This is a genomic window from Microcoleus sp. CAWBG27 (assembly GCF_020883145.1).
In the GTDB taxonomy this organism is placed as follows: Bacteria; Cyanobacteriota; Cyanobacteriia; order Cyanobacteriales; family Microcoleaceae; genus Microcoleus.
In genome coordinates, this window is sequence record NZ_JAHREU010000072.1 from 1 (window position 1) to 23,950 (window position 23,950).

The 23,950-nt window shown below is 42.7% G+C and carries 20 protein-coding genes; 11 read left to right on the forward strand and 9 right to left on the reverse strand.

The features are described from left to right. Positions 1–287: 287 nt before the first annotated feature. The 3 genes from QZ938_RS27675 (at position 288) to QZ938_RS27685 (ending at position 4,085) form a co-directional block, all read left to right on the forward strand. A complete protein-coding gene (locus QZ938_RS27675; protein ID WP_293354897.1) occupies positions 288–731 on the forward strand; it encodes an Imm30 family immunity protein in 444 nt (147 codons plus the stop codon). 458 nt (positions 732–1,189) lie between these two features. After that, entirely contained in the window at positions 1,190–2,377 is a 1,188-nt protein-coding gene (locus QZ938_RS27680) for a hypothetical protein (RefSeq protein ID WP_293354894.1), read from the forward strand. A gap of 118 nt (positions 2,378–2,495) precedes the next feature. After that, positions 2,496–4,085: a hypothetical protein gene (locus QZ938_RS27685; RefSeq protein ID WP_293354891.1), complete on the forward strand. Its 1,590-nt coding sequence runs from the start codon at positions 2,496–2,498 to the stop codon at positions 4,083–4,085. 29 nt (positions 4,086–4,114) lie between these two features. Here QZ938_RS27685 and QZ938_RS27690 read toward each other — a convergent pair whose 3' ends face one another. The 4 genes from QZ938_RS27690 to QZ938_RS27705 all read right to left on the reverse strand — a co-directional run bounded on the left by QZ938_RS27690 (position 4,115) and on the right by QZ938_RS27705 (position 10,152). After that, positions 4,115–8,206, reverse strand: a complete 4,092-nt coding sequence (locus QZ938_RS27690) for a hypothetical protein (RefSeq protein ID WP_293354888.1) — start codon at positions 8,204–8,206, stop codon at positions 4,115–4,117. Between the two features lie 122 nt (positions 8,207–8,328). Further along, a complete protein-coding gene (locus QZ938_RS27695; RefSeq protein WP_293354885.1) occupies positions 8,329–8,727 on the reverse strand; it encodes a hypothetical protein in 399 nt (132 codons plus the stop codon). 269 nt (positions 8,728–8,996) lie between these two features. Further along, the gene (locus tag QZ938_RS27700; protein ID WP_293354882.1) at positions 8,997–9,695 is read right to left on the reverse strand and encodes a hypothetical protein; all 699 of its coding nucleotides are present in this window, start codon (positions 9,693–9,695) and stop codon (positions 8,997–8,999) included. A gap of 19 nt (positions 9,696–9,714) precedes the next feature. Further along, complete coding sequence (locus tag QZ938_RS27705) at positions 9,715–10,152, reverse strand: lysozyme inhibitor LprI family protein (protein WP_293354879.1); 438 nt, start codon at positions 10,150–10,152, stop codon at positions 9,715–9,717. 522 nt (positions 10,153–10,674) lie between these two features. Between QZ938_RS27705 and QZ938_RS27710 the strand changes: the two genes are divergently transcribed. From QZ938_RS27710 to QZ938_RS27720, 3 genes are all read left to right on the forward strand, one after another. Then, positions 10,675–12,360, forward strand: a complete 1,686-nt coding sequence (locus QZ938_RS27710; RefSeq protein ID WP_293354876.1) for a serine/threonine protein kinase — start codon at positions 10,675–10,677, stop codon at positions 12,358–12,360. A 143-nt stretch (positions 12,361–12,503) separates the two neighbouring features. Further along, positions 12,504–12,737 carry a hypothetical protein gene (locus QZ938_RS27715; RefSeq protein ID WP_293354873.1) on the forward strand — a complete coding sequence of 78 codons (234 nt, stop codon included), beginning with the start codon at positions 12,504–12,506 and terminating at the stop codon, positions 12,735–12,737. 249 nt (positions 12,738–12,986) lie between these two features. Further along, on the forward strand, positions 12,987–13,367 hold the full coding sequence (locus tag QZ938_RS27720) for a hypothetical protein (RefSeq protein WP_293354870.1): 381 nt from the start codon (positions 12,987–12,989) through the stop codon (positions 13,365–13,367). Between the two features lie 782 nt (positions 13,368–14,149). Here the strand turns inward: QZ938_RS27720 and QZ938_RS27725 are convergent. The 3 genes from QZ938_RS27725 to QZ938_RS27735 all read right to left on the reverse strand — a co-directional run bounded on the left by QZ938_RS27725 (position 14,150) and on the right by QZ938_RS27735 (position 15,838). Beyond that, a complete protein-coding gene (locus QZ938_RS27725; RefSeq protein WP_293354866.1) occupies positions 14,150–14,368 on the reverse strand; it encodes a hypothetical protein in 219 nt (72 codons plus the stop codon). Positions 14,369–14,739: 371 nt separating this feature from the next. Then, positions 14,740–15,399 carry a Uma2 family endonuclease gene (locus QZ938_RS27730; RefSeq protein ID WP_293354863.1) on the reverse strand — a complete coding sequence of 220 codons (660 nt, stop codon included), beginning with the start codon at positions 15,397–15,399 and terminating at the stop codon, positions 14,740–14,742. A 154-nt stretch (positions 15,400–15,553) separates the two neighbouring features. Beyond that, on the reverse strand, positions 15,554–15,838 hold the full coding sequence (locus tag QZ938_RS27735) for a hypothetical protein (RefSeq protein WP_293354860.1): 285 nt from the start codon (positions 15,836–15,838) through the stop codon (positions 15,554–15,556). Between the two features lie 192 nt (positions 15,839–16,030). Between QZ938_RS27735 and QZ938_RS27740 the strand changes: the two genes are divergently transcribed. The 5 genes from QZ938_RS27740 (at position 16,031) to QZ938_RS27760 (ending at position 22,068) form a co-directional block, all read left to right on the forward strand. Then, complete coding sequence (locus QZ938_RS27740) at positions 16,031–16,606, forward strand: hypothetical protein (RefSeq protein ID WP_293354857.1); 576 nt, start codon at positions 16,031–16,033, stop codon at positions 16,604–16,606. A 267-nt stretch (positions 16,607–16,873) separates the two neighbouring features. Beyond that, positions 16,874–17,206 (forward strand): peptide ABC transporter substrate-binding protein, encoded by a 333-nt coding sequence (locus tag QZ938_RS27745; protein ID WP_293354854.1) that lies wholly within the window; start codon positions 16,874–16,876, stop codon positions 17,204–17,206. Between the two features lie 128 nt (positions 17,207–17,334). Next, positions 17,335–17,598: a hypothetical protein gene (locus tag QZ938_RS27750; RefSeq protein ID WP_293354851.1), complete on the forward strand. Its 264-nt coding sequence runs from the start codon at positions 17,335–17,337 to the stop codon at positions 17,596–17,598. Continuing rightward, positions 17,558–17,845 (forward strand): hypothetical protein, encoded by a 288-nt coding sequence (locus QZ938_RS27755; RefSeq protein ID WP_293354848.1) that lies wholly within the window; start codon positions 17,558–17,560, stop codon positions 17,843–17,845. The genes QZ938_RS27750 and QZ938_RS27755 overlap by 41 nt, the downstream gene beginning before the upstream one ends. A 953-nt stretch (positions 17,846–18,798) precedes the next feature. Next, positions 18,799–22,068, forward strand: coding sequence for a DUF4347 domain-containing protein (locus QZ938_RS27760; protein ID WP_293354845.1), 3,270 nt, complete (start codon positions 18,799–18,801; stop codon positions 22,066–22,068). A gap of 555 nt (positions 22,069–22,623) precedes the next feature. Here QZ938_RS27760 and QZ938_RS27765 read toward each other — a convergent pair. Both QZ938_RS27765 and QZ938_RS27770 read right to left on the reverse strand, forming a co-directional pair. Continuing rightward, complete coding sequence (locus QZ938_RS27765) at positions 22,624–23,241, reverse strand: hypothetical protein (protein WP_293354842.1); 618 nt, start codon at positions 23,239–23,241, stop codon at positions 22,624–22,626. Positions 23,242–23,293: 52 nt separating this feature from the next. After that, positions 23,294–23,941: a type I restriction endonuclease subunit R gene (locus QZ938_RS27770; protein WP_293354839.1), complete on the reverse strand. Its 648-nt coding sequence runs from the start codon at positions 23,939–23,941 to the stop codon at positions 23,294–23,296. Between the last annotated feature and the right edge of the window lie 9 nt (positions 23,942–23,950).

Here is a 23,950-nt window from a genome sequence, read left to right on the forward strand (position 1 = left end):
GCTGCACTTGCGGTCTGGGACTAGGGATGAACCGCACCCAGATGTGTATCCAGTTATGATGACTTTGTAGTCATCCTAGCCATCCCCTAAGTATCGTTACTCAGTTTCGGCTAAACGAATCGCACGGCAATATACCAATTATAGCGGTTCTCAGAAAGATTTGCGGACGTTGTTGCCCTTGAACCCAGTACGTTTAAGTGATTAATCGACTGTTTGACAAGTTAGACCGTTCGCCATGAATCAGAAATATTATAAAATATGGTATAGCTTAAATAAGGTAATAGCTGGTGAAAGAGAATATCAAAATTAACATTTTAAAAGCCAATAAATTGATGCGATCGCCTGATGAAGTTACAGCTTTTGAAAATGCTTTAGCCTCACTTGTCGATCGCCCTCAAGATCAAGATTTACCAGATTTACATTTAATTTTAGACGATCGCTGCGAACAGCCAGAAGTCATGTTTGGTTTGATTCATTTTCTAGAATCTTTTGATGTGTCAGCCCAGATTCAAGCCTTTGTGACAGTTGTACCGCAATTAATGCTCGTTGCTTCGGAGTGGACGAGAATTCTCCACAGCCGCATTTTGAATGATGAAGATGCTTGTTGTTTGTATCGAGATATTTTGCATTCATTAAACTCCCAAGAACCTAATTTTGTTCGTCAATTGCTGGAAGAAAGCGCTAGTTACCATTTAAACAAGCGGGAGCCAAAATTAGAGTTAGCGAGGTAAGTTTGAAAAGGGCGATCGTACTCGGTTAAAATCTTTTTGATTAGGGTGTGATAGTTCTCTATCTTATCCATCGGCTAATTACCTGCGATCGCATTTCCACAACTATAATTAAAGTTTGATTTTGGTCGATCGTAAATCCTGGACGCACGAGTGTTGAGAAACCGGGTTTTTACGAAAATACTTGGTTGTGGCCGGCAGATTTGGTAAAAAACCCGGTTTCTGGGCACCATGCGTAAGTCCTGAAATTGAATTAATCGAGTTTATCGATCGATTATACGAAACTTATATATTTCTGCATACACAAAATTAATTATTTGTCAAGACTGGGAGAAGTAGAAATTGTGCGATCGGGCTGAGAAGCCGACTTATTTAGTTGGATTTATCTGTGTAAAACGTCCTGATGACTCTGCTTTACAGTTGTAATTGATGCTATACACACATACAAATAAATCTTAAACATGAAACTAAAATTGGCAATTTCTGGATTATTGATCGCGCTGTTAGTTGGCTGTAACGACACTACTACGACAGTTGCACCAACAGTATCACCAAGCGCCGCAGCTAACCCGACTAGCAATCCGGTAGTATCTGAACCAACACCCACAGCGACTAGCAATCCGGTAGCATCTGAACCAACACCCACAGCGACACCCACTCCGGTAGCATCTGAACCAGCACCCACACCCACAAATTCACCAAATCCTTTTGATAGCGATTCATTTCCTAAAGCAGGTTGTGGCGATACAATACCAACTGATAAGAAAACAGATACAGTTAAGTTATATCCAGTATTCGTCGATTATAGCGACAGCAATTTAAAAACTATTAAGGCTAATTATTGTGGAGATGCTTTAAAAATAACTACAAAAGATAAGGGCAAATACGTTATACAAGTCGCATCTTTCACTGACGAGAAACGTGTTAATCAATTTAAGGAATTTCTGGCGCGTAAGTTAGAGAATACCAGTGTAGAGGTAGGTGAGGTTACAGTTATTGGTACTAAACCGATACAAAAATCTACTAAAAATGTAGCTGAAGCCGCACAACCCACAGGTGATGAACAAAGTCAAGACAAAAAAGCTAATAAATTAACTAGCATTTCAAATTCAGCATCCTCTATTGGAAAGGCAGCACAACTAACTCCTAAGCAAATCAAAGAGTTAATAGAGATGGAAAATCGTCAGACTGTCCGGGTAGATCAGTCAAACCTCAAATTACAGAAGGTTAAAGTTATTCTGCCGACCTATGTTCCATCTGGATTTGAAGTGAAGGACTTCAAAATATCTCTATGCGACAATCCTGGAGAAAATGCAGATAGATATAGCTATGATATTACTTATAGCAATTCGAGTAATAGCTCATTTAATATTCAAACTCGACCTTGCCGCGTGCGTAGATCCGACCCTACAGTTGTAAAAGACATTCAACTTCCCTCGGAGAAATTCGATCGAGTTAATCTGAAACTAACAAAATTTGATAAGTCGAAAGATGATACTCAAATTAGTGGAGAAATCTTGTCTTCTGATTCTGAATCTCCTGGATCTTTTCAAAACTTACTGTCTTTGACATCAAATGGCAGCAATTCTGTAAACTGGCAAGAAGCACAAAAAATCATTAAGTCTATGGACTATCTGAATCAAAATTAGTCTAGGCTAAAAAGGTTGGTTGTGTAGGGCGATAGCGAAACTCAACCAACCTTGATAACAGTCGAAATTAATGCTATACATAAATACATACATACATACATACAAATAAATCTCAAAGATGAAATTAAAATTGGCAATTCCTGGATTACTGATCGCATTGTTAGTTGGCTGTAACAACACTTCTACGAAAGTTGAATCAACAGAATCACCAAGTGCTACAGCGACACCCACTCCGGTAGCATCTGCTGAACCAACACCCACAGTTGATCGACCAAATCAAGACCAGAAAGCTGAAAATTTAGCGAATATTAAGAAGTCACCTGAAGAAATTGGAAAAGCAGCAAAACTAACGCCTGCTCAAATAAAAGAATTAATAGAAATGGAAAAGCGCAAGGCTTATAAAAGTTTGGGTTCTAAAGAAGAAGTCAAAGCCAAATTTGTTTTACCAAGTTATCTGCCTCCTGGATTCAATGTCGAGCGCTTTAGCACAAGATATAACAAAAATTTTGGAGGTAGATATGAAATCGTTTATTGCAATGCCAGTAAGTTTTGCTTTCTGATTGAAGGTGGCATTAAACTACCAATTGGTGATGAACCACTCAGATATGAAATCATTAAGAACATTTCATCACTAGCTTTAGGTAAAGTTGAGCTTGGATATGCAAATTATGATGGAACCAACAATGAACCGCACATCGGTTTTACAAACTCTATGGATAGATTTATCAAAGATAATAATGAGTATATATTTCAGTCTCCTTCAATGAATTATGTTGGCAAGAATCAAGCTATTAGTATGAATGAAGCAGTTAAAATTGTTGAATCTCTTCAATATTTGACACCAGAGTCAACCGCCAGTCTACCGACAAACTCCTTTGACAGCAATACATTTCCAAAACCCAGTTGTGGCGATTTGTCCCTTACAAATTCAACCACCGATACGGTCAAATTTTATCGAGTATTTGTGGATTACAGCGATCGTAATCTACAAGCAGTTAAGGCAAATTATTGTGGAGATGCTTTCCCAAAAAACAGAAAAGACAATGGGAATAAAGTTATACAAGTTGCCTCTTTCGCTGATGAACAACGGGCGAATCAATTTAAGAAGTTTTTGACAAAGGAGTTTGGTAATACCAGTATCGAAGTTGGTGAAGCTACTGTCAATAAAATACCAAAACCCACTAAAAATGTAACTCAAGGTACACAGACTATGAATAATGTCCGTGCAATTCTCGAAAAAGTGAAATCGTTAAATCCCTCAGAAGTAGCATCCTGCAAAGGCAAGCTTGTTTTACCAACCTATATTCCACAGGGATTTAAACTAGAAAGTGAAATGGACGGTCGAACTTCACATTTTAGTTGTCGTGCATCAGGTGATTATTATCCTGTCTATCATTTGAATTACCGAAATAAGTCAAATAATACCTCATTTATTGTTAGAAACTTTTCCCCAGGCGGTGCAGATTCTAGAGGTGATATCGAATTGAAATTTCCCTCAAAAAACTTTGGTGAATATAGTATCTGGACGGAGGCTAATTTTCAGCTAGAAGATGCTTATGGTTTCGCTGGATCGATTTCCCCACGCCTGCCATATTATAACGGCGATGTACATATAGAGTATGATGGCGGAGGTATCAAGAGTTCTAAAAATCTGGAAGAATTCAAAAAAATCATGGAATCTATGGACTATGTAGAACTTGAAAAGTAAACTGTAATTTCAATCAATCCACTCTCGCTTTATTGACATGAGCCGTTGTTTTCAGAAGGATGTAGTGTCAGGTAATTGTGCAACCAGCTACATCCTTCCTTCATTAAATCTGATAGCGGTTCGATCGATTTCACACTCACAAATCCTTTCTCCCCAGCTAGCGCAATCCTTTTACCATCCGGACTAAAAGCAATCCCCCAAATCCAACCCTTGGGATTCCGAAACTCAGCAACTTGACGGCCCTGAAAATCCCAAAGCTTCACCGTTCCATCCATGCCACCTGTAGCAATTAGCTGTCCATCCGGGCTAACGGTCAACTCATTAACCCCGCTCTGATAGCTAAAAAACTCTCGTTTGGTACTTCCTGAATCATCCAAAATTTTCACGTTACCATTTAGATCGGCTGTCACAATCCACTTTCCATCTTTTGTTACCCCTAATCCGCGAATTTGAGTTGGATGCACCTTCTCCCATTTGCGAATGAGTTGACCAGCTAAATCCCAAATTGCCACATTTCCTTCCCAGTCTGCTGTCACAATTCGCCGTCCATCTGCGGTAAACAGGACACGAGACACGACACCTTCTTGTGCGGGTATCACTGCCACTAATTCCCCATTTGGGCTGTTTGGCTTCCAAATTCGCATGGTTTGATCGTGGCTACCCGTTGCAATTAACTGACTATCGGGACTCACCGCAACACTACGAATAGAGTTTTGATGTGCTTCTTGTTTCTCTTCCTTGCCCTTGAGCCTTACTTGAGGTTCCGTCAAACTTCCCGCGAGATTCCACACTCTCGCGATACCTATTCTTAATCCGCCTGCAACAATAAACTTACCATCAGGACTAAAAGCAATATCCTGCACATTGTTTGGACTGTTGAATGTACGTTGAATAGCTTCTTTCCAAACCTTCAATTCCTTTCCAGATGTCGCATCCCATAGCCGCATAATACCTTCATTGCCTGCACCTGCAATATATTTTCCATCCTTATCAGGGCTAAATGCGATCGCATTCACATCATCTTTAAACCCAGTTAACTCAAGCCCCTGTAAAGGTCTATCTGCCAAGTTCCACAGCCGCACAAATCCATCTTTTCCGGTAGACACGAATTGCTTTCCATCTAAGCTAAAACTCGCACTCAAAATCGCTCCCCGATGCCCTCGGAAATCCTGAAGATTTTCCCCAGTTTTAGCATTCCACAACTTCACACTTCCGTCATCAGATCCGGTTGCGATACTCTCACCATTAGGGCTGAAATTAACTACCGTCACCCATCCTTGATGCCCTTCCAGTCGCCGCACTTCTTGCCCCGCCACAGTCCAAATTCTGGCTCTATTATCATCAGAAGCCGTTGCCACAAACTTGCCATCAGGACTCAGACTTACTCCCAACATTTTTTTAATTTGCGGATGTTTAAGTTCACCCAGCTTATTTCCAGTTACCATCCAAATCCTAGCCAGTCCATCATTTCCAGCAGTTACCAATGTTTGCCCATTTTTACTAAAGGAAATTGCTGTTACCTTTTTCCCATGTGCCACCCAAGTTTTGACTTGCTTGCCAGATTTATCCCACAGATAAACCGTGCCGTTACCCTTTCCTGCGATGATTTTTTGACCGTTGGGAGTAACTGCGATCGCTGTAAAACTGTCATAATTCGGCTTACCCTCAGCCACCAACTGCTTAATTTGCTGACCCGATTTATTCCACAGTCGGACAGTCCCATCTTCACCCGCACTAGCAATGACTGGATTCTGGGCATTTCCTCCAACACTGACAGCATTCACACCACTCAACAAACCTCCCTCATGTCCTTGAAGACTTGCTTCTTTTTTACCAGCCAAGTTCCAAGTTTGGAGAGTAAGTTCTTTGTTTTCTTTACCTTCGCCAGCCGTTATAAAGCTTTTTCCATTTGGCAGAAATACGGCACCTTTGACATCACCCTGTCCCGCTTCAAAATAATTTTGTTCGTGAATATCATCCAGAATTTTTTGTAATGCCAATATTGGACTCACAGCAGGATAATCTTTTGGGTTATTCCTATTTCCAATCAATTTTTGTAAATCTTGAGTGCTTTGCATTGCGGAGACTAAAGAGCTTAGCTCTCCTGATTTGAACTGGAATAAGGAATTAACACCCGCCTGTTCTAATTGTGTACCTTTTTGAGCTTCTGTCAGTCCTTTCCATGCTGCACCTACTACTGTTAACGCGACAACCACGATTACAGCTAGTCCAGAAAGCCCACTGCGGATTATCTGCTTTTTTTCCTTCTGAGCTTGAGTAACGATCTGGGTTTTTTCTTGCTCAGCTTGAGTAACAATCTGGGTTTTTTCTTGCTCAGCTTGAGTAACAATCTGAGTCTTTTCCTGCTCAGCTTGAGCGATGAGCTGTGTCTTTTCTTGTTCAGCTTGAGTAACGATCTGCGTCTTTTCTTGCTCAGCTTGAGTAATAATGTATTTCTTTTCCTGTTGCGCTTCAGTTAATTGAGCTTCAGCTTGTTGTTTCGCAGCCGCCAATATCAAAGTTTCCTTTTTTTTTGCCTCTAAAGCAGCTTGCGTTTCTAATTTTTCTCGTTCTTGGCGTTCTTTCTCAGCTTTCTCCCAATCTCTCAATTGCAAACTTAGCTGAATATATTCTCGCTCATTTGTCAAATCTTCTCCATACTTTTGTAACCAATCTTCAGCATCAGTGAGAGGTTTTCCCCGTAATAATGCACCGGAATCGCGATCGCTTTTCTCCCACTGGCTCATAGCCGCTCGCAGTCTTTCTAACCACGTGCCGAAGTCGCGATTGTCCTTCATCCAGGTCTCGATCAGAAGCCATTCCTTAATTAGTGTCTCATGGATGATTTCTACCGTATCCTCATCGTCTGCATTGCGGTTAGTAACGACTAATCGCTTTTCGGCTAGAATCTGTACCAAGCGCCAGCCTTTTTCTCCTAATTCAGTTTTTTTTGCAACCCTACGTACATATCGCCTGTCGGTTCGATCTTTTGTAAATTGGCTAAAATTTATAAGTTGAATAAATATTTTTGGTAATTGCTCTTTCTGTGCTGGAGTCAAATTATTATAAACGTCATCAGCATATGTTGCTAAAGCACCTTTTACTTCACCTATTTCTGTATAATCTTCATGGGTTATTTGTCGGTCAATTTGCTTGTTCTGTAAACTAGCTTTTTTCAGTCTTTTGATTCGCTTGTTCCACAACTCCTCTAAAGCAAATTCCAGTAAAGGTAAACAATCCTCTTTATTATATACATCACTTAAAATGCGTTCTATTAAACCGTCTTGAAATGCCACTTCATATTTCAATGCGGGCTGTTCAATTACCTGCTCTAGCTTGTCGCGTGTCATCGCACCTAATTTTATATCACCTTGCTTAAACGCCTCTGCGAACGCTGGATAAGCAAGAGCTTTATCTAAGAAATCTATTCGCATGGTTGTCACCATCACCGCAGACAGCGACTCGCGATCGGACGGTTGTATAATACTTAACAACAAATCCAGAAATAGGTGCTGAGTTTCGTCGTTGTAGGCAGTGTATAGTTGCTCAAACTGATCGGCAATTAACAGCAGTTTATGATTCGGATGCAGGCTTTGGATGCTGGTAAAAATTTTGGCGATTTCCAGCTTGTTGTCTTTAAGTTTTTGAGCTAAACTTAGAGCTGTAGTTCGATTGTCCTCATCTGACCTGTACAACGGAAGCAGCGCTTCAGCAAGTACATAAAAAGGGTCAGGGTTAGAACCAAGACGGAAATAAGTAAAAAGCCAATTTCCTTGTTCTGCTAATTTTGGTATTAACCCCGCCAACACCAAAGAAGATTTACCACTACCGGATGCGCCCAAAATGGGAATAAAATTACGATTGTGAGTTGCATTTTTTAATTCATCTATTTGCGAATTACGTCCAAAAAATAATTCTGCGTGTTTGGTTTCAAAGTAAGAAAGACCCCGATACGGGCTTGGACGTTCAAGCTCTTCAACAGAAATATCGGCAGGTTTTATTGACGCACTTCTGTCATCTTCACGGTAGTTGTGAATGACGTACACATAAGCATCACCTGTTGCTGAAACAGCAGCATATTCCGTTCCAGTAATTGTTTGTTGGATATTGCCTTCAGTCATGTCTACCTACTCCGTTAAGTAATATTTTTAAAAGTTGACCTACAAGTAAGGACACGGCAGTACCATGTCCTTACAAATATCGCGTGCTATGTCTAGCTGTAATCTTCAGAATAGGTATAAAATTACTTCTTCCAGTCTTCGGCTGGTGCGTTGTCATTGATTTGACTTATAGTCGCATTTCCAGTTGCAGAGGTGGCAGCAAATTTAACGTTACTAACATTCTGGGTGATACTGGGTACACCACCTGGTTGCTCTTGGAGTTTGTCAAGCAACTCTTGAGCTAATTTCACAAGTTCGGGGTCTTTATAAGCTTGAATTTTTTCTACTTGTTCTTCTACCACACCTCTGCGAGATTTAGATTCTCGATCGCTTTCCAATTCGTTAACCGCGTCAATCAGCTTATTTTGTACACCATACTTTGCGATTAAAGCCTCTTTAAGGCTTGTGTAAGCAGCTTTGATCGCATCGGTTGCCAAATTTCCTGCAACTCCTAAAACAATTGCTGACGTGATCGGGTCCATAGTTTCTCCTTGATTATGTATGTTAGGGAAGTCTGATTACTTTTTAGCTTCACTCGTCCAGCAGGCTCTACCGGACATTTTTTAATTTATCATACTCCCAAAGATATATCTATGCCGATCGCCCACTCCCACCCCTAGAAACCGGGTTTTTGGAGCATCTGCGATGCTCAAACGCAGTATTTTCGTAAAAAACCCGTTTTCTGGACTCTCACGCGCTAAACCGCCTACTCTCCGAAACCCATCAAAAAGTCCATGAAACTCAGCTATCATTAGTTAGCGCTTTTAATCGGAGACTCTTTAGCCATCGAAATAGCTAAATCAATCAATGCTGACTTCTGACTTTGTATTACAACACTCCGATCGTAATCGAATCCACCTTTTATAGTTGCTCGATAATTCAAACCATCTTGTTTCCAAAAAACGTGTAAAGAAGCTGGAGTTGAAGCCCCTCCCCCATTCCGAAGAATGAAAACACCCTGAATTCCCGGCTTTAAGGTAATTGGTGTTCTTTCTAAAACTGCCATTTCTGAACTCATCAATAGTTTCATCTCTGATTCTGATTCTCTTCTAGTTTGAGAGATGCGCTGTCTAATCGCTCTAATTCTTTGCATATTTGTCTTAGAAAAGATAGGAGCAGAACGCAAATCATTAGCATACTTAGAATTTTTGGCTACTGCAATAACTCCAAATTGACAGGATCTATCCATACAGTTAGGCCGTGAATTAAGCCAGACCGCAAACTCTCCGGGGATGGTTGTAATGACTTGCGGGTAAAGTTTAGTGTTGCTGAGATTAACACTTGAAGGTAGGCGCATTACCCATCCTCTCGGAATCTGATTCTTAATATCCCGAATAATTGGTGTAAATATAGATGCAGGTGCAGCATTTACAGTGGGAGGTTTGGTGAAATAGCAAGCTCCCAACACGGCAAAACTGAGCGTAATTCCTAAAATCGATCGCTTTTTCATAAACTATCCTTTCTATTCCTTATCTGTTTCGTAAATAATTCTGTAATTCAGCGGTGCGTTGTTTGGTTTTGCGTTCCAAGCATTCACTGAGAAAACCTGAATAACCCGTACCGCCGCGATTGTCATAAACTTCAGCTTCGCAGCTTTTGTCCCGCGACTTAATCCATTTTATCTGTTCTCGATAAAGTACCGATCGCTCTTTTCGACTTAATTTAGGAAGCAGTTGTTGATAAACCTGATTGAGTCGCTTGTCTGCGGCTTCATACTTTAATCGCGCGCACTCCTTGTACTCTGCGTTACTTTGATTTTGAGGATTGTTGCAATTAAGTTGTCGCTGAGCTATTTGGTTTGGTGTCGCTATGCTGTCTTGTTTTAGCCCTGCAAAGACCGGCCAGGAATTAGAGCCAACAACAGCCAAACTTACTATTAAACTAAAAATCGCCCGCCCTTCAATCATTTTGCTTCTCTGTTCTAATTCAATTCCGGGAACTAAAATATTGCTATATTATAAATAACGCTCTATATCCTAAGTTTCAGGAAGTTTTCTCTTTTTAAATCTTTTTACCGGATTGCGCTTCAGTTCTGGTGAAGATTGTATCAAGGAAAGTGGGCCAGATCCTCGCTATTTCTGAGGCTGGGTCAGCCGCAGCCAGAAGCAGATCTCGACAAAACTCACCCCCTCAGCCAACTGTAGACCAATATTCTCTCTGTTTGCGGTCATCCTTATCTAACTCCCCGCAGCATTACTGCATTAATCTGGGTATTGCTTGGCGTTGGGCGCTGGTGCAGTCAGGAGACACGCTGTTTTAGGAGTACGGGTGGGTGCGGAAAGGTTCGGGCGATCGTTAAATCTGATTCTCGATCGAGTAATCTAACTATCGCGATCGATTTCCTGAAACATAGTTGATTTACATCGGAATATTTTAATTAACTTGACTTTAGTGCTGTATCTTGTCAAACAATATTTTATACCCAAAATATGCTATTAAATAATCGGTATCAAGTCTTAAAATCTATTGGTTGTGGTGGGTTTGGAGAAACCTTCCTGGCAGAAGATACCCAAATGCCATCAGGGCGGCGGTGTGTAGTTAAAAAATTACATCCAGTTTCTCACAATCCCCAAATTTATCCACTAATCAAAGAACGCTTTCAACGGGAAGCCGCTATTTTAGAAGATTTGGGAAACCACAGCGATCGCATTCCTGCACTCTATGCTTATTTTGAAGAAAACAATGATTTCTATCTCGTTCAGGAACTAATAGAAGGCTTGACTCTCACAGATATAATCCGATCGCAATCCAGTTTCAGCGAAAGTTACGTCAGAGATTTTTTAGTTAATTTTTTGCAAGTTTTAGATTGCGTCCATCAAAAACGGATCATTCATCGGGATATTAAACCAGACAATATAATTATTAGACAATCAGACAAACAGCCAGTTTTAATAGATTTTGGTGCGGTTAAAGAAGCAGTAGCTACTACCATGAGTTCTTCGGGAAGCCCGCAGACTTCAATTGCGATCGGCACTCGTGGATTTATGTCTTCCGAACAAGCGGCCGGACGACCGGTTTATAGTAGTGACTTATTCGCAACTGGATTAACCGCTATTTATTTACTGACGGGAAAGCAGCCGCAGGAACTAGAAATTGACGGATATACAGGCGAGATTCTTTGGAAACAATATGCTCCCCAAGTTAGCCCTACCTTGGCGATTATTTTAGATAAGGCAATTTCTACTCATAGTTGCGATCGATACGCCACAGCACAAGAAATGCTACAAGCCTTACAATCAAAAACATCTCAGGTTCATCAGATTATCCGTCCTACTATAGCAGATATTCCTGAGACTATTCAACAACCAACAGTTATTTCCGCAGATCCATCTAAACTTGGGAATATCCAACAAACTTTGTTGCTCGGTAGTTTCATTGCAGCAGCTATTATTGCAGGATTTTGGATAACCAAACCATCTGCACAATCGGCTAGTTCAAATCCATCACCGAATCCAATCGCCTCTACTCCACCAATAGTTTCATCACCGCAGCCTTCTAAGTCTCCTTCGCCAGTACAAGAATCTCCTACTCCCAAAACTCTTGTTACTCCGAAATCACCAAATGTTATACCAGCACAACCATCGCCAATTGCTCCAATACCAATAGTTACACCTCAACCACAAGAATCACCAATTGCTCCAATACCAATAGTTACACCTCAACCTCAACCATCGCCAATTGCTCCAACACCAATAGTTACACCTCAACCACAACCATCACCAATTCCTTCATCTCCGATAGTTACATTTCAACCTCAACCATCGCCAAATTATCCACCGACACCAACTCCACCACAACCATTACCAATTTATCCACCAACACCAACAGTAACTTTACCCAAGCCAAGTCCTGTCCCATCTTATCAAATTTCGATTAAGTTGCTTGATAAACCAGAACTCTATCTTGCTTCAACTACTTTAGTATATTCTGATGGAGATAGATTGAAAGCAGATTTTAGAGTTTACTGTCCAACCTCCATGATTCGTCCTACTAACTATATTTTGACCGACAAACAAGGTGCTGTCAAAAAATCAGGAGCGTGGTGGGAACCTTCATTTATACCTAGATATGATGCGGAGTATCAACTTATCAAAGAAGTTTGCAACAAAAACTAATACAAGTCTGGACTCACAAACTATATTTTTTGAATAGCAGTTCATTCCTTGATATACTGGGTTTCATCAGGATTTAAATTTTATTAAGGTTTGAGACCTGACGTTATCGTGAGGACGCAGACACGGGAGGAAAGCGAGTTAAGATGAAATTTTCATTAGAACAGATGTACCCCAACATCACCCGTTGGGTATACGAACATGAAGGCTGGATTGAAATCGGCGATCAGGCCGAGAGTCCTTCAACATCTTTTGTGCGAGCAATCGATTGTGGTGGGACGCTGTGGTTGGGAAAAGATAGCTATGAGAGCCTAGATGAAGCGTTGCAAGACCTAGATACAGGATTGGCAGTTGTGTTGAAAGAGATTTACGGTGAATGAAACAAAAAAATCAGCAACGTGCTACTGCAAATAAAATAAAAAAGTGGATTCAAGCCACTTTCGTAAGTTGAAAAAGCTCGATTTGCCATATCGATAACCAGGCTGACGAGTATCAAAAGTCTCTGCGTTGATGAAGTTGCTGCTGAAAAGTTTGCACTTTACATTGCCCAACGAGTGCAGCAGCAACTTCATCTGATGACTTGTCCCGAACACTTCACCGAAGCAGAATGGGAACAGCAACAATAGTTAGTGGATGATGCAATCGCACTGATGCAAAGTTACCTAGAAAATCCTAGTTCCGAAAGCCGGCAATTTATCAGAAACTTATTGAAAGACATTGATGGGGCGCAAGGAGATGGCTACCGTAACTTTAGGTGGACAACGGTGCGCTTTGTCCGCAATGGAGATTTGCTCAAGTTAGAGTATGCACTGCGCTGTTTTGTAGAAACAGATTTTTCCTATTGGGCTTATAAACTAGCTAGAGAATACATAGAAAGTTATGCCCCGCAGTATGGCTCAGGTATAACTCCTGAATCCGTACCCATGTTGTTGGAAGTCGCAGAATTTTGGTATCAGTATTATTTCGCTCAGAGTTTGAACGAGAAATTTCCTGATGGGGGCGATCGCTGAACGATCCAAAACTTTATGCCTTACCCAGCTTGATTGACGCTATTCGAGTCGATAAGGTGCAAGAACAACGCTTAGCTGCTAGCGAACTTGAAAAGCTGCTTGCTTCAAAATAATGAAATCACCGGGTACCACAATAAACTACGGTTTTTCGATCGACAATTTGCACAATATTTTTCAAAAAAGTGCTTAATGATACCGATTTTCAGGAGCAGCAAAATTCGATTTTACTGCAATCGAGCGATACAAAACTGCAATCAAACTTGATTTAATAATACTAAAATTACACCAAACTTGACGTGACAACATTCGTTCACAGTTCGTCCATTTTCGTACACTTTCATCTCATTTTAGTCTGCAAACTTTATACTTTTGTCTATTAACGTCACACTCTTGTCAATTTTAGTTTATTTATCCAAAATTTATACAGGATAAGGATTGCAGGGGTTTTGAGAACGTAAAAAATTGCATTGAATAGGAAGCCAACCTTGCCCAAAACCCAGATTCAGGGAAATACTACAGGGGGGCATGGATGTCAAACTTGCGCGTCTTTACTTACTCCGCATTGCGCCGTTTTTTATGCTCTCAGTTACGGAATAGTTGGGGGTATCGAAATTTCAGTTTTTTCGACCCAAATGGAGAACCGGAAAACCGAAGTAAATCTGTCCAAGCAAGCCAAGTGTAACCGGCTCTCTTGAATTGGCTTGGCAACGTAAAACTAGCCCCTTGGGATGAGGTGGGTTAAAAACCGAGGCAGAATTTGGATTGAGTTTGAGCAATCCGACTCAGCGCAACAAATCGGAAATGCGATCGCGTACCAAAGGATCTGACTCGGTAGTCAACCATTGGGCGATCGATGCAACAGAATATTTGCTAAGTAGCTGGACATAAATAAAAAGTGCTGTGTAAAGAAAGATATACACCAAAGCATGAATCTTAGTATTCGATTCACGGCTGACTTTTGCTTTGCTTCCAAAGTTTGACCAATTGTCTGAAAACCTCATTTTTAACGTCTGTCAGCACTGCTTTCACCGCTTCTTTGACTCCCAACTGATGCACTTCGGAATAGACCTTGTTGGCTGCTGCGGGGTCATTGTCAGCGATCGCTTGCAGTATCCGCTTCGATAGTGATTGCTTGTACCGCGACTTTCCTCAGTCAACCCAGAAGAAGACTTTAACTTTTCACAAAAGTTTTGAGACTCTAAACCCTGTAAATGGCTATAATTCCCGTCTGACAAGGTTTCCAAATCCCGTCCCAACCCCGTATGAACCCCGTGAGGCCCTGTTTTGTACCCCGTACCAGTAGAGATATTCTGGGAGATAAGTGCCGAAAGCGAATCGGAATGAGTTGGCGATGTTTCACCCCCCAGTCTTTCTAGCTCGGCTCGCTTAGAGGCAAGCCGGCCTGAAAAATCTGTTCGGCAGTCAACCTCAACTCCGGGAAAGCGAGCGACTCGATCGTGTCACCACCCCGAAACTGTTTTACCTGGTACTCCCCATCTACCAACTGGCAAACTGACAGTGTGGGTTGCTTGGGAGTGCCGATGAACTTACGGCCGCCCAAACCGAGATAGTCCGCGATCCAGTATTCGGGGATGCCCATTTCTTCGTAGTCAGCGAATTTGAGATGGTAATCGTCCCGCCAGTTCGTGCTGACGACCTCTACAGCCAGCCGCACCGAAGACCCCATCGTGATGATGGACTCCCTTTCCCAGCGCGGTTCGTTGGCGAGAGCTGCTTTGCCTAGGACAACAACGTCTGGCTGATAACCAACTTCGTCACGAATGGGTTTGAGCAGGCAGTCACCGGGGATAAAGTAAGGCAATCTCAGCCGCCTGATTTCTGCACTGATTTCATCCCTGGTAAAACCTGTAACGAGGGAATGGCGGCCCGGGACTAAGGGCATTTCAACAATTGCTCCGTCGTGTAGTTCGTAGCGGCGAATAGAGTTCTCTGGATACCAGGCTGCGAACTCATCAAACGCGATCGTTTGCGGTATGGTTTGGGGGTAAGGAACTGTAACTGATTCAGTCATAAAATGTCCTGAGATGCTGTGCGTGCGTCCAATGTTGCTATACACCAAACTTCAGACAAGCGAGTTTTGGTGTATAGCAACAGTTCAACTTAGTTTTTGAAGTAGTGTTTCCCATTCCATAATTTGATTTTTTAGCAATTGAGCGCGATCGCCCTTAGCCTTGCGCTTGATAAACAAACCTTTGCCGCCAAGTTCTTCGCGGGCTAATGCGATGCTTTGCTCCAACACTTTTGGTCAATGTCTCCCTATCCTCCTTTCCTAGTTCGGTGTCCGTCATCCCCACCATTTTGCGGGCGAACTGTTCCAAGAATTCGGAACGCGAGATGTCGAGGGCCTCGGCCCTGGTGTCGATCGCCTTCATCGCGGTGGGAGTAACAAAAATGCTGTAACGCTCTTTGTTTTCGCCCCAAGCACTTCGTTCTGCGGGTTTTCTGGTCATGTCTGTGTATGCACAATTAACAATTTTCATCATAGGGCTTGACAACCCAGAAGCAAAAGTGTTATGTCTGTGCATACATAATCATGTCTGTGCATACACAGACATGATTCAACACCAAAACCAAACCCCGCCCCCTCTGACTCGCAATCTTCTGGGACGGGGTATGGCACTCACTTTACGGAGATTTCCTCTATGTTCGCAGATTTCGGGCAGCCATCACAAGCCGCCCAACCCAGCTTTGTAGAAATTCCTAACCCCTGCGTCACCACAACAACGGGACGCATCGAAGTAACGGATGTTCGCTTAGAAACTGTCACCGGTCGCCTGCTGGATGACCAAGACAACCCGGTTCTCGAATACGGGCACCCAGTTTACATCTGCGTCCGCAAGTCGGAGGTCATATGTCCCACAGAACAAGCCAACATGATGAGCTGGTGGGAACTGAGAGAACAAGCGATTACTGGGTACACGACACCCAAAAAATATTCCCTGGAATCCCTAATCAACCGATTGGATGGACTCAACTCGGATGAATTGTACGTTTTGAGAACCTTCGTCTGTTTGGAGAGCGACCCATTCAAAGCGTATTCGGGCAGCGTCAACAACGACTTATCCCACTTACAGCTTTGGTTTCCGACAGTTCGAGTTCTTAGTCGCGTCGAACAAAACCAGTTAGCTGCTGCGTTGTGTACTTGCATTGTGATTGCAGGGTCTAATCAATCCGAAACTGAAACTGCACCTGTACCGGGAAGTGGGAGGAACGATTAATTCTTGAGTTGATAGAAAATGCCGTCTCAATTTCTCTTGGAGTCCGGTTAATGGGTTGAGGTTTTTTACAGGGCAATTATGCAACCTACAACTAAGGAATGGCAATTTAATAACTTAAGCAATCTCGGTCTTTCAATCCTTGCCTGCAAAGCTGGCGGGCGTGAAGATGCTGAAATTATTGAATTTTCATTCCTAATCAGACCGCCCAGAATATCTGGAAAATCCCCCACGAAACTAATCCCCTAGAACGAGTAGGAGGCTCGAATTATGATTACAAACTTTGGTATTGGGTTGGTAACGCCGCCAAGTTTCGCGCCGCAATTGGTTTATTCCCAAAATCTGGATTTTGTGCCCAGTCCAGACGATACTTTACCATCGGTCATTCCTGGTATAAACAGTTTGCCAACTCAATCTGATGGCTGCGAACGGGTAAGGATAATGGTTTTTGGATCGAGTTACGGGGTGACATACACGATTCGCTGGCTTTACAGATTACAGTTTGCTCATATCAGTGAGTGGAGTTTCCTTATGCCTGCTCCAAGTGAGGGTGAATTTATGAGCATTATTACCAAGCGAATCCCATTGAGTCCAACTAACTGATTGACATCAAACTTGGTAATAACTTGGTAACAACTTGGTAACAACTTATTCGGCAAGGCTGGCGGTAGTTTCATCTGTATCAAAAGCGATCGCCAGTTTCTTCCATCAAACATCAGTGAGGCATAACTATGACCAATGACAACGGCAACGGGTCGAACGGTAATGGGTCTAACGGCAGCGGGTCTAACGGCGATACGCCCCAACCAGATCCAATACAAAAGTTAACTGAATATGTTGAAGCTGTGGAGATTTCTTTGGAAATCCAGGAAGATAAGACAGACGCCATTGAAGACCAGGTGGCAAGTCTTAGCGAGCAAATAACTGAGTTAAAACAACAGGTGAAAGACATATATGGAGACGAGGAAGACTGGGAACGAATGTCAAAGACTTGACGGACTTATCGCGCGCCGTCAGGAGAAGAACCGATTTCAGCGGTCAAAGCTGGAGCGAACTAAACGTCTGCGAGATGAAGCTGCCTTGGGTAAACCTTTGAGAAAGTCTCCAATCCTTGACTTCGTTGATGATTTGGTACACCGTCCGCCCAACCAAGAGCAGATGCGCCAGCTTAAGGAACTACTTGTAGAAGAACAGAAGGCGATCGCTCAACTGATTGCCCTAATTGACCGGCACCTAGAGTAGCTGTCTGCGGTTCACGAAACAGCCCAGCGACACCCTTTGCTGGGCGAATTTTGTTTTTTGTGGATGGTGGGCGAGATCGTTCGGGGATTCTCGATCTCGATCGGCAAACGAGCGGCATGGCTTAGCTGCGAATTAGGTGAGTTCCCGACAATCATGCCACATTTGACAGTTAGGATGCCCGCTCTCAAACAAGCCCTATTCTTTACTAATTGAGCTGTACAATCATGTTTTATGAGTTGCCACGACTTTACGGTCAAATCAGAAACATTAAGCGAATTACAAACATTTTTAATCCGACAATTTGAAGCTGTCAGATACTAGGTCTATGATTACTCCCATTTTTCCGGATAACTGACCAATTGGAACATCTGATAAACTTTCTAGTTTGCGAAATAATGCTTTTTTGTAACAATTAAGGTGCCTGAAACGTAGTCACAGAGCGATTTATAAAATTCAAGAATTCCCTAAATAAATAGCTTGATTATCAATAAGTACGAAACTAAAGGCTTTCATAGTTTCTTAATAAAAATCGAAATTCTACGATAATTTGACCAAATGCTTATGTCGTATAGGTTTTAGTGCTTTTGGTGTTACCTGAATCCTTACGTTTAATCTTTTACTGTTTGAGTTTGTGAACAACAGCTTGCCTGAGCTTCAAAGGTGGCTACTTTTAGCTGCCCTTATTTTTTAGTCTAAACTACAGTATTTTAATCTGTCAAAAAAAAGCACTCGACCCTGCAAATATACTTATTGTTAAGATTATTTACATCGAGATCCGCAGCAAGAAATTCACCGTACCTATTATTAGAGCAAGTTCCAGGTTGATGAAGTAGATAGTTCCCTTTCGTAGGAGCAATCCCCTCGTGGTTGCCCTGGTCGGGGTGGGGTTGGTGGATTTGAATTGTACCTTACGTACACCAAAAGCACTGTAAATCTATATCAGGTACTCAACAATGACAGCAACATTATTGGCTGCCGAAGTCAGAGGATTTCGGGATAGCTTCAGCGCGATCGATCGCACCAAAAATATTACTTCCGTAGTGTTTATTGATGCGGCAGTAGAAGATTATCCAAGCTTAATTGCAGGAGTTGTAGAAGGAGTAGAAGCGATCGTACTTGACGCGCAGCGAGATGGAGTCGAGCAAATCGCTGAAATTTTGAGCGATCGCGCCAATATCGACGCCGTTCACATTGTATCCCACGGCAGTCCCGGCAGCGTTAAACTGGGAAATACCGATCTCAGCACGCTTACCCTTCAAGCCTATGCCCCCCTGCTGCAAAAATGGCGCGACAGCCTCGCACCCGGTGCCGCCATACTTTTGTACGGGTGCAGGGTAGGTGCTAATGCCAACTTCCTCCAAAATTTGAGGGAATTAACAGGTGCAAACATTGCCGCCTCCAAAAACTTAACCGGTAATGCTGCATTGGGGGGAGATTGGAATTTAGAAGTAACAGCAGGTGCGATCGATTTTCCTCTAGTATTCGATCGGGCGATCGTGCAAGCTTACAGCCACGTTCTCGCCGTTATCCCTGTGACCACTGTACTGGACGAGGACAACGGAAACCTTTTACCCAATGTCGGTGCAGGGACTTCCTTGCGGGAAGCCATTCTGTACTCTGCCGCTGGGGATACCATCAAGCTAGACGAAAAGACTTACACCCTAACTATCTTAGGCTTAGGAAAGAATGAAAACTTTGGTAAGATTGGCGATCTCGACATCAGACACAATCTAACTATCGAAGGTAAAGGTGAGAAGACGATCGTTCAAACAGATCTCAAAAAAGGTAAAGTGTGGGACGATCGCGTCTTTGATATCCACGATGATAACAATTTAACAATTTCTAACCTGAAGATCTTAGGAGGAAATGTTGCTGATGAAGGCGGTGGCATCCGCAACAGCGGCGGTACGCTAAACATTTCCGAGGTTACGATCGCTGACAACAAAGCTAAGCAAGATGGTGGTGGCATTTACAACAAGGATGGTAAAGTTAAGATCGCAAAAAGCACCATTTCTAACAACAGCACTTTAGACAAAAGAGGTGGTGGTATCTTTAACAGTGAGGGTGCGGTAGACTTCTCCTACAGCACCATTGATAACAACAAAGCACTACTAAGTGGTGGAGGCATCCATAACGACGCTGCCACAGCCACCCTCACGATTTCCAACAGCACTATTTCGGCGAACAAAGTCACTGGAAATAAAGCAAACAATGACGGCGGAGGCATCTACAATAACGACGGTACAGCAACCCTCACCAATGTCACGATCGCCAAAAACGCAGCCAATAACGGTGGAGGGGTTGTCAATATTGCCGGCATTGTCGAGGTTCAGAACACGATCGTTGCTAGCAATTCGAGTGGCGTAAACAATGTAAAAGCAGCTCCCGATGTTCAAGGAATGTTCAAAAATCTGGGGGATAACCTGATCGGTATTAACAACGGCAGCGACTTTGTGTTCGTGGCTGGCGGGCTGATAGGTAAAGCCGGAGCTCTCGTAAACCCCAAGCTCGGTCCCTTACAAGATAACGGTGGCAACAGCCGCACAAAAACCCACGAATTGCTAGCTAAAAGTCCCGCGATCGATGCCGGAAACAATGCTGTTGCCCCCGGCAAGGTAGATCAACGAGGTCAGGGCTTTGATCGCATCGTCGGCCCTAAAGTAGATATTGGCGCTTTCGAGGTCCAGAAGGTCCAGCCTAAAAAAGTTGGCTTTGCTGCCCCTGCATACTCCGCTACAGAGGGAACTACCCCCACCACCGTTACTGTCCCTGTCATTCTCAGCAGCACTCCCAACGAAGATGTTACAGTCTTCATCTTTACTAACGCTAGCAGCACTGCTACTTTGGATGCGGACTACACTTTTGCCCCAACATCCCTAACATTTCCCGCAGGTACGGCGGAATTAAGTCAAAACGTCACAGTTACCATCAATCCAGACGACATCCCAGAATTAGATGAAACGGCATTTTTTGAGTTCAGCGATATCATCAATGCTGAACCCGGAGACATAACTGAAACCGCAGTGACGATTCTGGCTAACGACACGCCGACGCCGACACCAACGCCGACACCGACACCGATATCAACACCGACTCCAACACCGACACCAACGCCAACTCCAACGCCAACACCGACTCCAACACCGACACCAACTCCGACACCGATATCAACACCAACGCCGGCCCCAACACCGACACCGACACCGATATCAACACCAACACCGGCACCAACACCAACGCCGGTACCAACTCCAACACCGATATCAACACCAACGCCTGCACCAACGCCGACACCAGGAATTGGCTTTAGTTTTAGTGCGGCGAATTATACGATCGAAGAAGGTCAGACTGCCTCGATCGAAGTTTTTCGCAATGGCAATACTAATGTTGCGGTTAACTTTAACACTGCTGACGGATCGGCCGTTGCTGGCGGTTCTCAACCCGATTACATTGCTGCTAGCGGTACGTTGAATTTTGCGATCGGTCAAACTAGCGCGACTTTCACTGTCTCGACGATTGACGATACTTTGAGCGAACTTTCTGAGACTGTCAATCTTTTCCTCGGCAATGGTAGCACAGATAGTCTTGTTTCTGCGGTTCTGACAATTACCGACAATGACACTCTTGTAGGGAATACTAGAGACACTCTTGTAGCAATTGGCGGCGATACTATTCTGGTCGATCGAACAGATGTTTTGTCAACAGTAACTCCTGCCATTAACACCCTAAATGGTCCGCGAAATAACGATTCAGTTAGTGCCTCTCAAATATCAGATTCTCTTGGTGGCAGTACCGCTAACGACTTGTTATTTGGCAGTCAAGCTCTCGATTCGATCGGCGGCGATGTTTTGATGGGTTCTGGCGCTAACAATTGGCTCAATGGATTCGAGTACAATGATACTTTGTATGGAGGTAAAAATGACGATACTCTCATCGGTGCTGGTGGGGATGACGTATTGTATGGAGGTTTAGGTAATGACTGCTTAATTGGCGGCAGTGGCAATGACATTTTTGTCTTAGATATTCGAGGGGGAAGCGATATCGTAACCGACTGGCAAGACGGTCAAGATTTGTTGGGATTAACAGGAGGTTTGACTTTCGGACAGTTGAGCGTTACGCAAAATAACAGCGGAGCTTTAATCAATTATGGCGATCGACTTTTGGCAACAGTAATTGGAGTGTCAGCCAACCAAATTGCCGCTGGCGATTTCAAACTAATTTGATTTAGATTGCGGGCGATCGAGCGCCATAGAATTAGTTGGCAGTCAGGACTTTAGCTCTTTCTATTTTAAGGGCTGAAGTCCAATGGCACTGCTCAAGTCTTAATTAGATTTCTTGCAAAAGTCGGGAATAGAGAACAGGGAACGGGGAACAGCGAACAAGAATTAATGCAAACAACACCGCAAAAATATTTTGGCAATTCAAGTCTATTAAGCCCGCAGTTTAGCTTTCAAGACTCTCGCAGGTTCCTGGATTCGAGGATACGGTTTCGGCCGGAGTTTCAATGATAAGGACAACTTCGCTTTTGGTTTCTCGCCCTAAGGAATGAAAATTCAATAATTTCGGCATCTTTACGCCCGCTAGCTTTACAGGCAAGGATTGAAAGATCGAGATTGCTTAAGTTATTAAATTGCCATTGCTAAGTTGCTAGTGCCCTATTCCATTCGTTGTAGCAATTGGCGGTGGTGTAGCCAAGTTTTTCAAAGAGGGCGATGGTTTCGAGTTCTAGGGCTGCTTCTGAGTCGGGGTGGGACATGATAGTTTTGGATTGAGAGAGGTTATGACGCTGCTATTGATTCGTTTATAGCGTGGGCTAAAATTCCCAAAATTTTATTAACATTGTTGCTCAGAAAATGCTCTCCTAAATCTATTTCAATAATTTGTTCTTTTAATTTTAAAAATTTCCATCTATCCCCAGTTGTGACAGCCCCATAAATTTGGTAAATTTGGTTTTCTTCGCGTTCGTTAAATAATCTTGCTGCTAACATTTCTGCTACGCATTGACCTAATCCAGCATTAATATCTTCTTTTTTGGCTTCTACAATCGTGATGACGGGGGCATTGATAAATAGCTGTTCTGGAGAACGGCTGATGAGAAAGTCGCAGGTTCCGTTTAATCCTCTGGTCGCATCAACGGTAAAATCCACGCCTGAAAATAAACTAATGGGTTGCGTAAAGAACTTTTTTAATTCAATTAAAATAGGAGAAATAATCATTTCAGAACGCGACTTTTCTGTATTGATAGCAAGCGCCAAAGGGAGATTGTATAGAAGGGTTTCTTGCAAATAAAGACTGCTGTTAAAGTCTGAAACTCCTGGGAAAATATCGAGTTTTTCAGAAACTGTTAAACCGAATATTTTTACTATTTTTGCTAATGTAAAGTCGCTGTAAGACATATCTTTTACCTTGTTTTGCTTGTTTGTTGGATATTGATAACGATCAAAGAGATTAATTATCTATACTTTGCAGCATTATTTGTCTGATTTGTTTGAGAATTCGCATAATGTCATAAAGTTGATTGCGGTGGGGGAGTAGCAGGGAGAAGATATTAGATAAATCGTATTGAGGATTTGGTTGAATTATGAGTTTGATAAATTGGAATTCATCGCCATTTGTGATTAATCCATAAACGGAGCGTTCTGGGTTGGGGCTTGCCATCAAGTAGGTGAGGGCTTGAGGTAGGGCAACAGAAAAAGCAATTGTTGATTTAGATTCAACAACTAATGCCCAGAGTTGCTGTTGAATAATCAGGGTGTCGATGCGTCCTCTAAGTATTTCGTCTCTGTCTTCTAGGATGAGTTCGACTTCGGGTTCTGTGGTGACAAAGAAAGGCTCGTCGTATAAGCCTGCTAGGGTTAATAAGGGAGAAATAACTAAGTGATTGATGGTTCCTTCGGCTAAGGAACCGCGTTCTCTATGGCGCAGAAATCGATTTCTAATTTGGTCTAGTGCGGCTGTTTCAAAGTCGGTGAGTTCGGGTAAGTTTTGGGTAAATTCTGGGGAAAATTGATCGTTGCTTGTTGGAGTTAGATTGAATCTTTCTCGCAGGTTAAGCAAACTGGTGATGGTTTTGGAAATCGGTTTAGTTTGAACCATAGCTTTAAT

What these genes read in the sequence shown, in the direction of transcription:
- QZ938_RS27680 (WP_293354894.1), top strand. Translation starts at nt 1,190, where the DNA reads ATGAAACTAAAATTGGCAATTTCTGGATTATTGATCGCGCTGTTAGTT.
- QZ938_RS27685 (WP_293354891.1), top strand. Translation starts at nt 2,496, where the DNA reads ATGAAATTAAAATTGGCAATTCCTGGATTACTGATCGCATTGTTAGTT.
- QZ938_RS27690 (WP_293354888.1), bottom strand. Translation starts at nt 8,206, where the DNA reads ATGACTGAAGGCAATATCCAACAAACAATTACTGGAACGGAATATGCT.
- QZ938_RS27695 (WP_293354885.1), bottom strand. Translation starts at nt 8,727, where the DNA reads ATGGACCCGATCACGTCAGCAATTGTTTTAGGAGTTGCAGGAAATTTG.
- QZ938_RS27700 (WP_293354882.1), bottom strand. Translation starts at nt 9,695, where the DNA reads ATGAAAAAGCGATCGATTTTAGGAATTACGCTCAGTTTTGCCGTGTTG.
- QZ938_RS27705 (WP_293354879.1), bottom strand. Translation starts at nt 10,152, where the DNA reads ATGATTGAAGGGCGGGCGATTTTTAGTTTAATAGTAAGTTTGGCTGTT.
- QZ938_RS27710 (WP_293354876.1), top strand. Translation starts at nt 10,675, where the DNA reads ATGCTATTAAATAATCGGTATCAAGTCTTAAAATCTATTGGTTGTGGT.
- QZ938_RS27715 (WP_293354873.1), top strand. Translation starts at nt 12,504, where the DNA reads ATGAAATTTTCATTAGAACAGATGTACCCCAACATCACCCGTTGGGTA.
- QZ938_RS27725 (WP_293354866.1), bottom strand. Translation starts at nt 14,368, where the DNA reads ATGAGGTTTTCAGACAATTGGTCAAACTTTGGAAGCAAAGCAAAAGTC.
- QZ938_RS27730 (WP_293354863.1), bottom strand. Translation starts at nt 15,399, where the DNA reads ATGACTGAATCAGTTACAGTTCCTTACCCCCAAACCATACCGCAAACG.
- QZ938_RS27735 (WP_293354860.1), bottom strand. Translation starts at nt 15,838, where the DNA reads ATGACCAGAAAACCCGCAGAACGAAGTGCTTGGGGCGAAAACAAAGAG.
- QZ938_RS27740 (WP_293354857.1), top strand. Translation starts at nt 16,031, where the DNA reads ATGTTCGCAGATTTCGGGCAGCCATCACAAGCCGCCCAACCCAGCTTT.
- QZ938_RS27745 (WP_293354854.1), top strand. Translation starts at nt 16,874, where the DNA reads ATGATTACAAACTTTGGTATTGGGTTGGTAACGCCGCCAAGTTTCGCG.
- QZ938_RS27750 (WP_293354851.1), top strand. Translation starts at nt 17,335, where the DNA reads ATGACCAATGACAACGGCAACGGGTCGAACGGTAATGGGTCTAACGGC.
- QZ938_RS27755 (WP_293354848.1), top strand. Translation starts at nt 17,558, where the DNA reads ATGGAGACGAGGAAGACTGGGAACGAATGTCAAAGACTTGACGGACTT.
- QZ938_RS27760 (WP_293354845.1), top strand. Translation starts at nt 18,799, where the DNA reads ATGACAGCAACATTATTGGCTGCCGAAGTCAGAGGATTTCGGGATAGC.
- QZ938_RS27765 (WP_293354842.1), bottom strand. Translation starts at nt 23,241, where the DNA reads ATGTCTTACAGCGACTTTACATTAGCAAAAATAGTAAAAATATTCGGT.
- QZ938_RS27770 (WP_293354839.1), bottom strand. Translation starts at nt 23,941, where the DNA reads ATGGTTCAAACTAAACCGATTTCCAAAACCATCACCAGTTTGCTTAAC.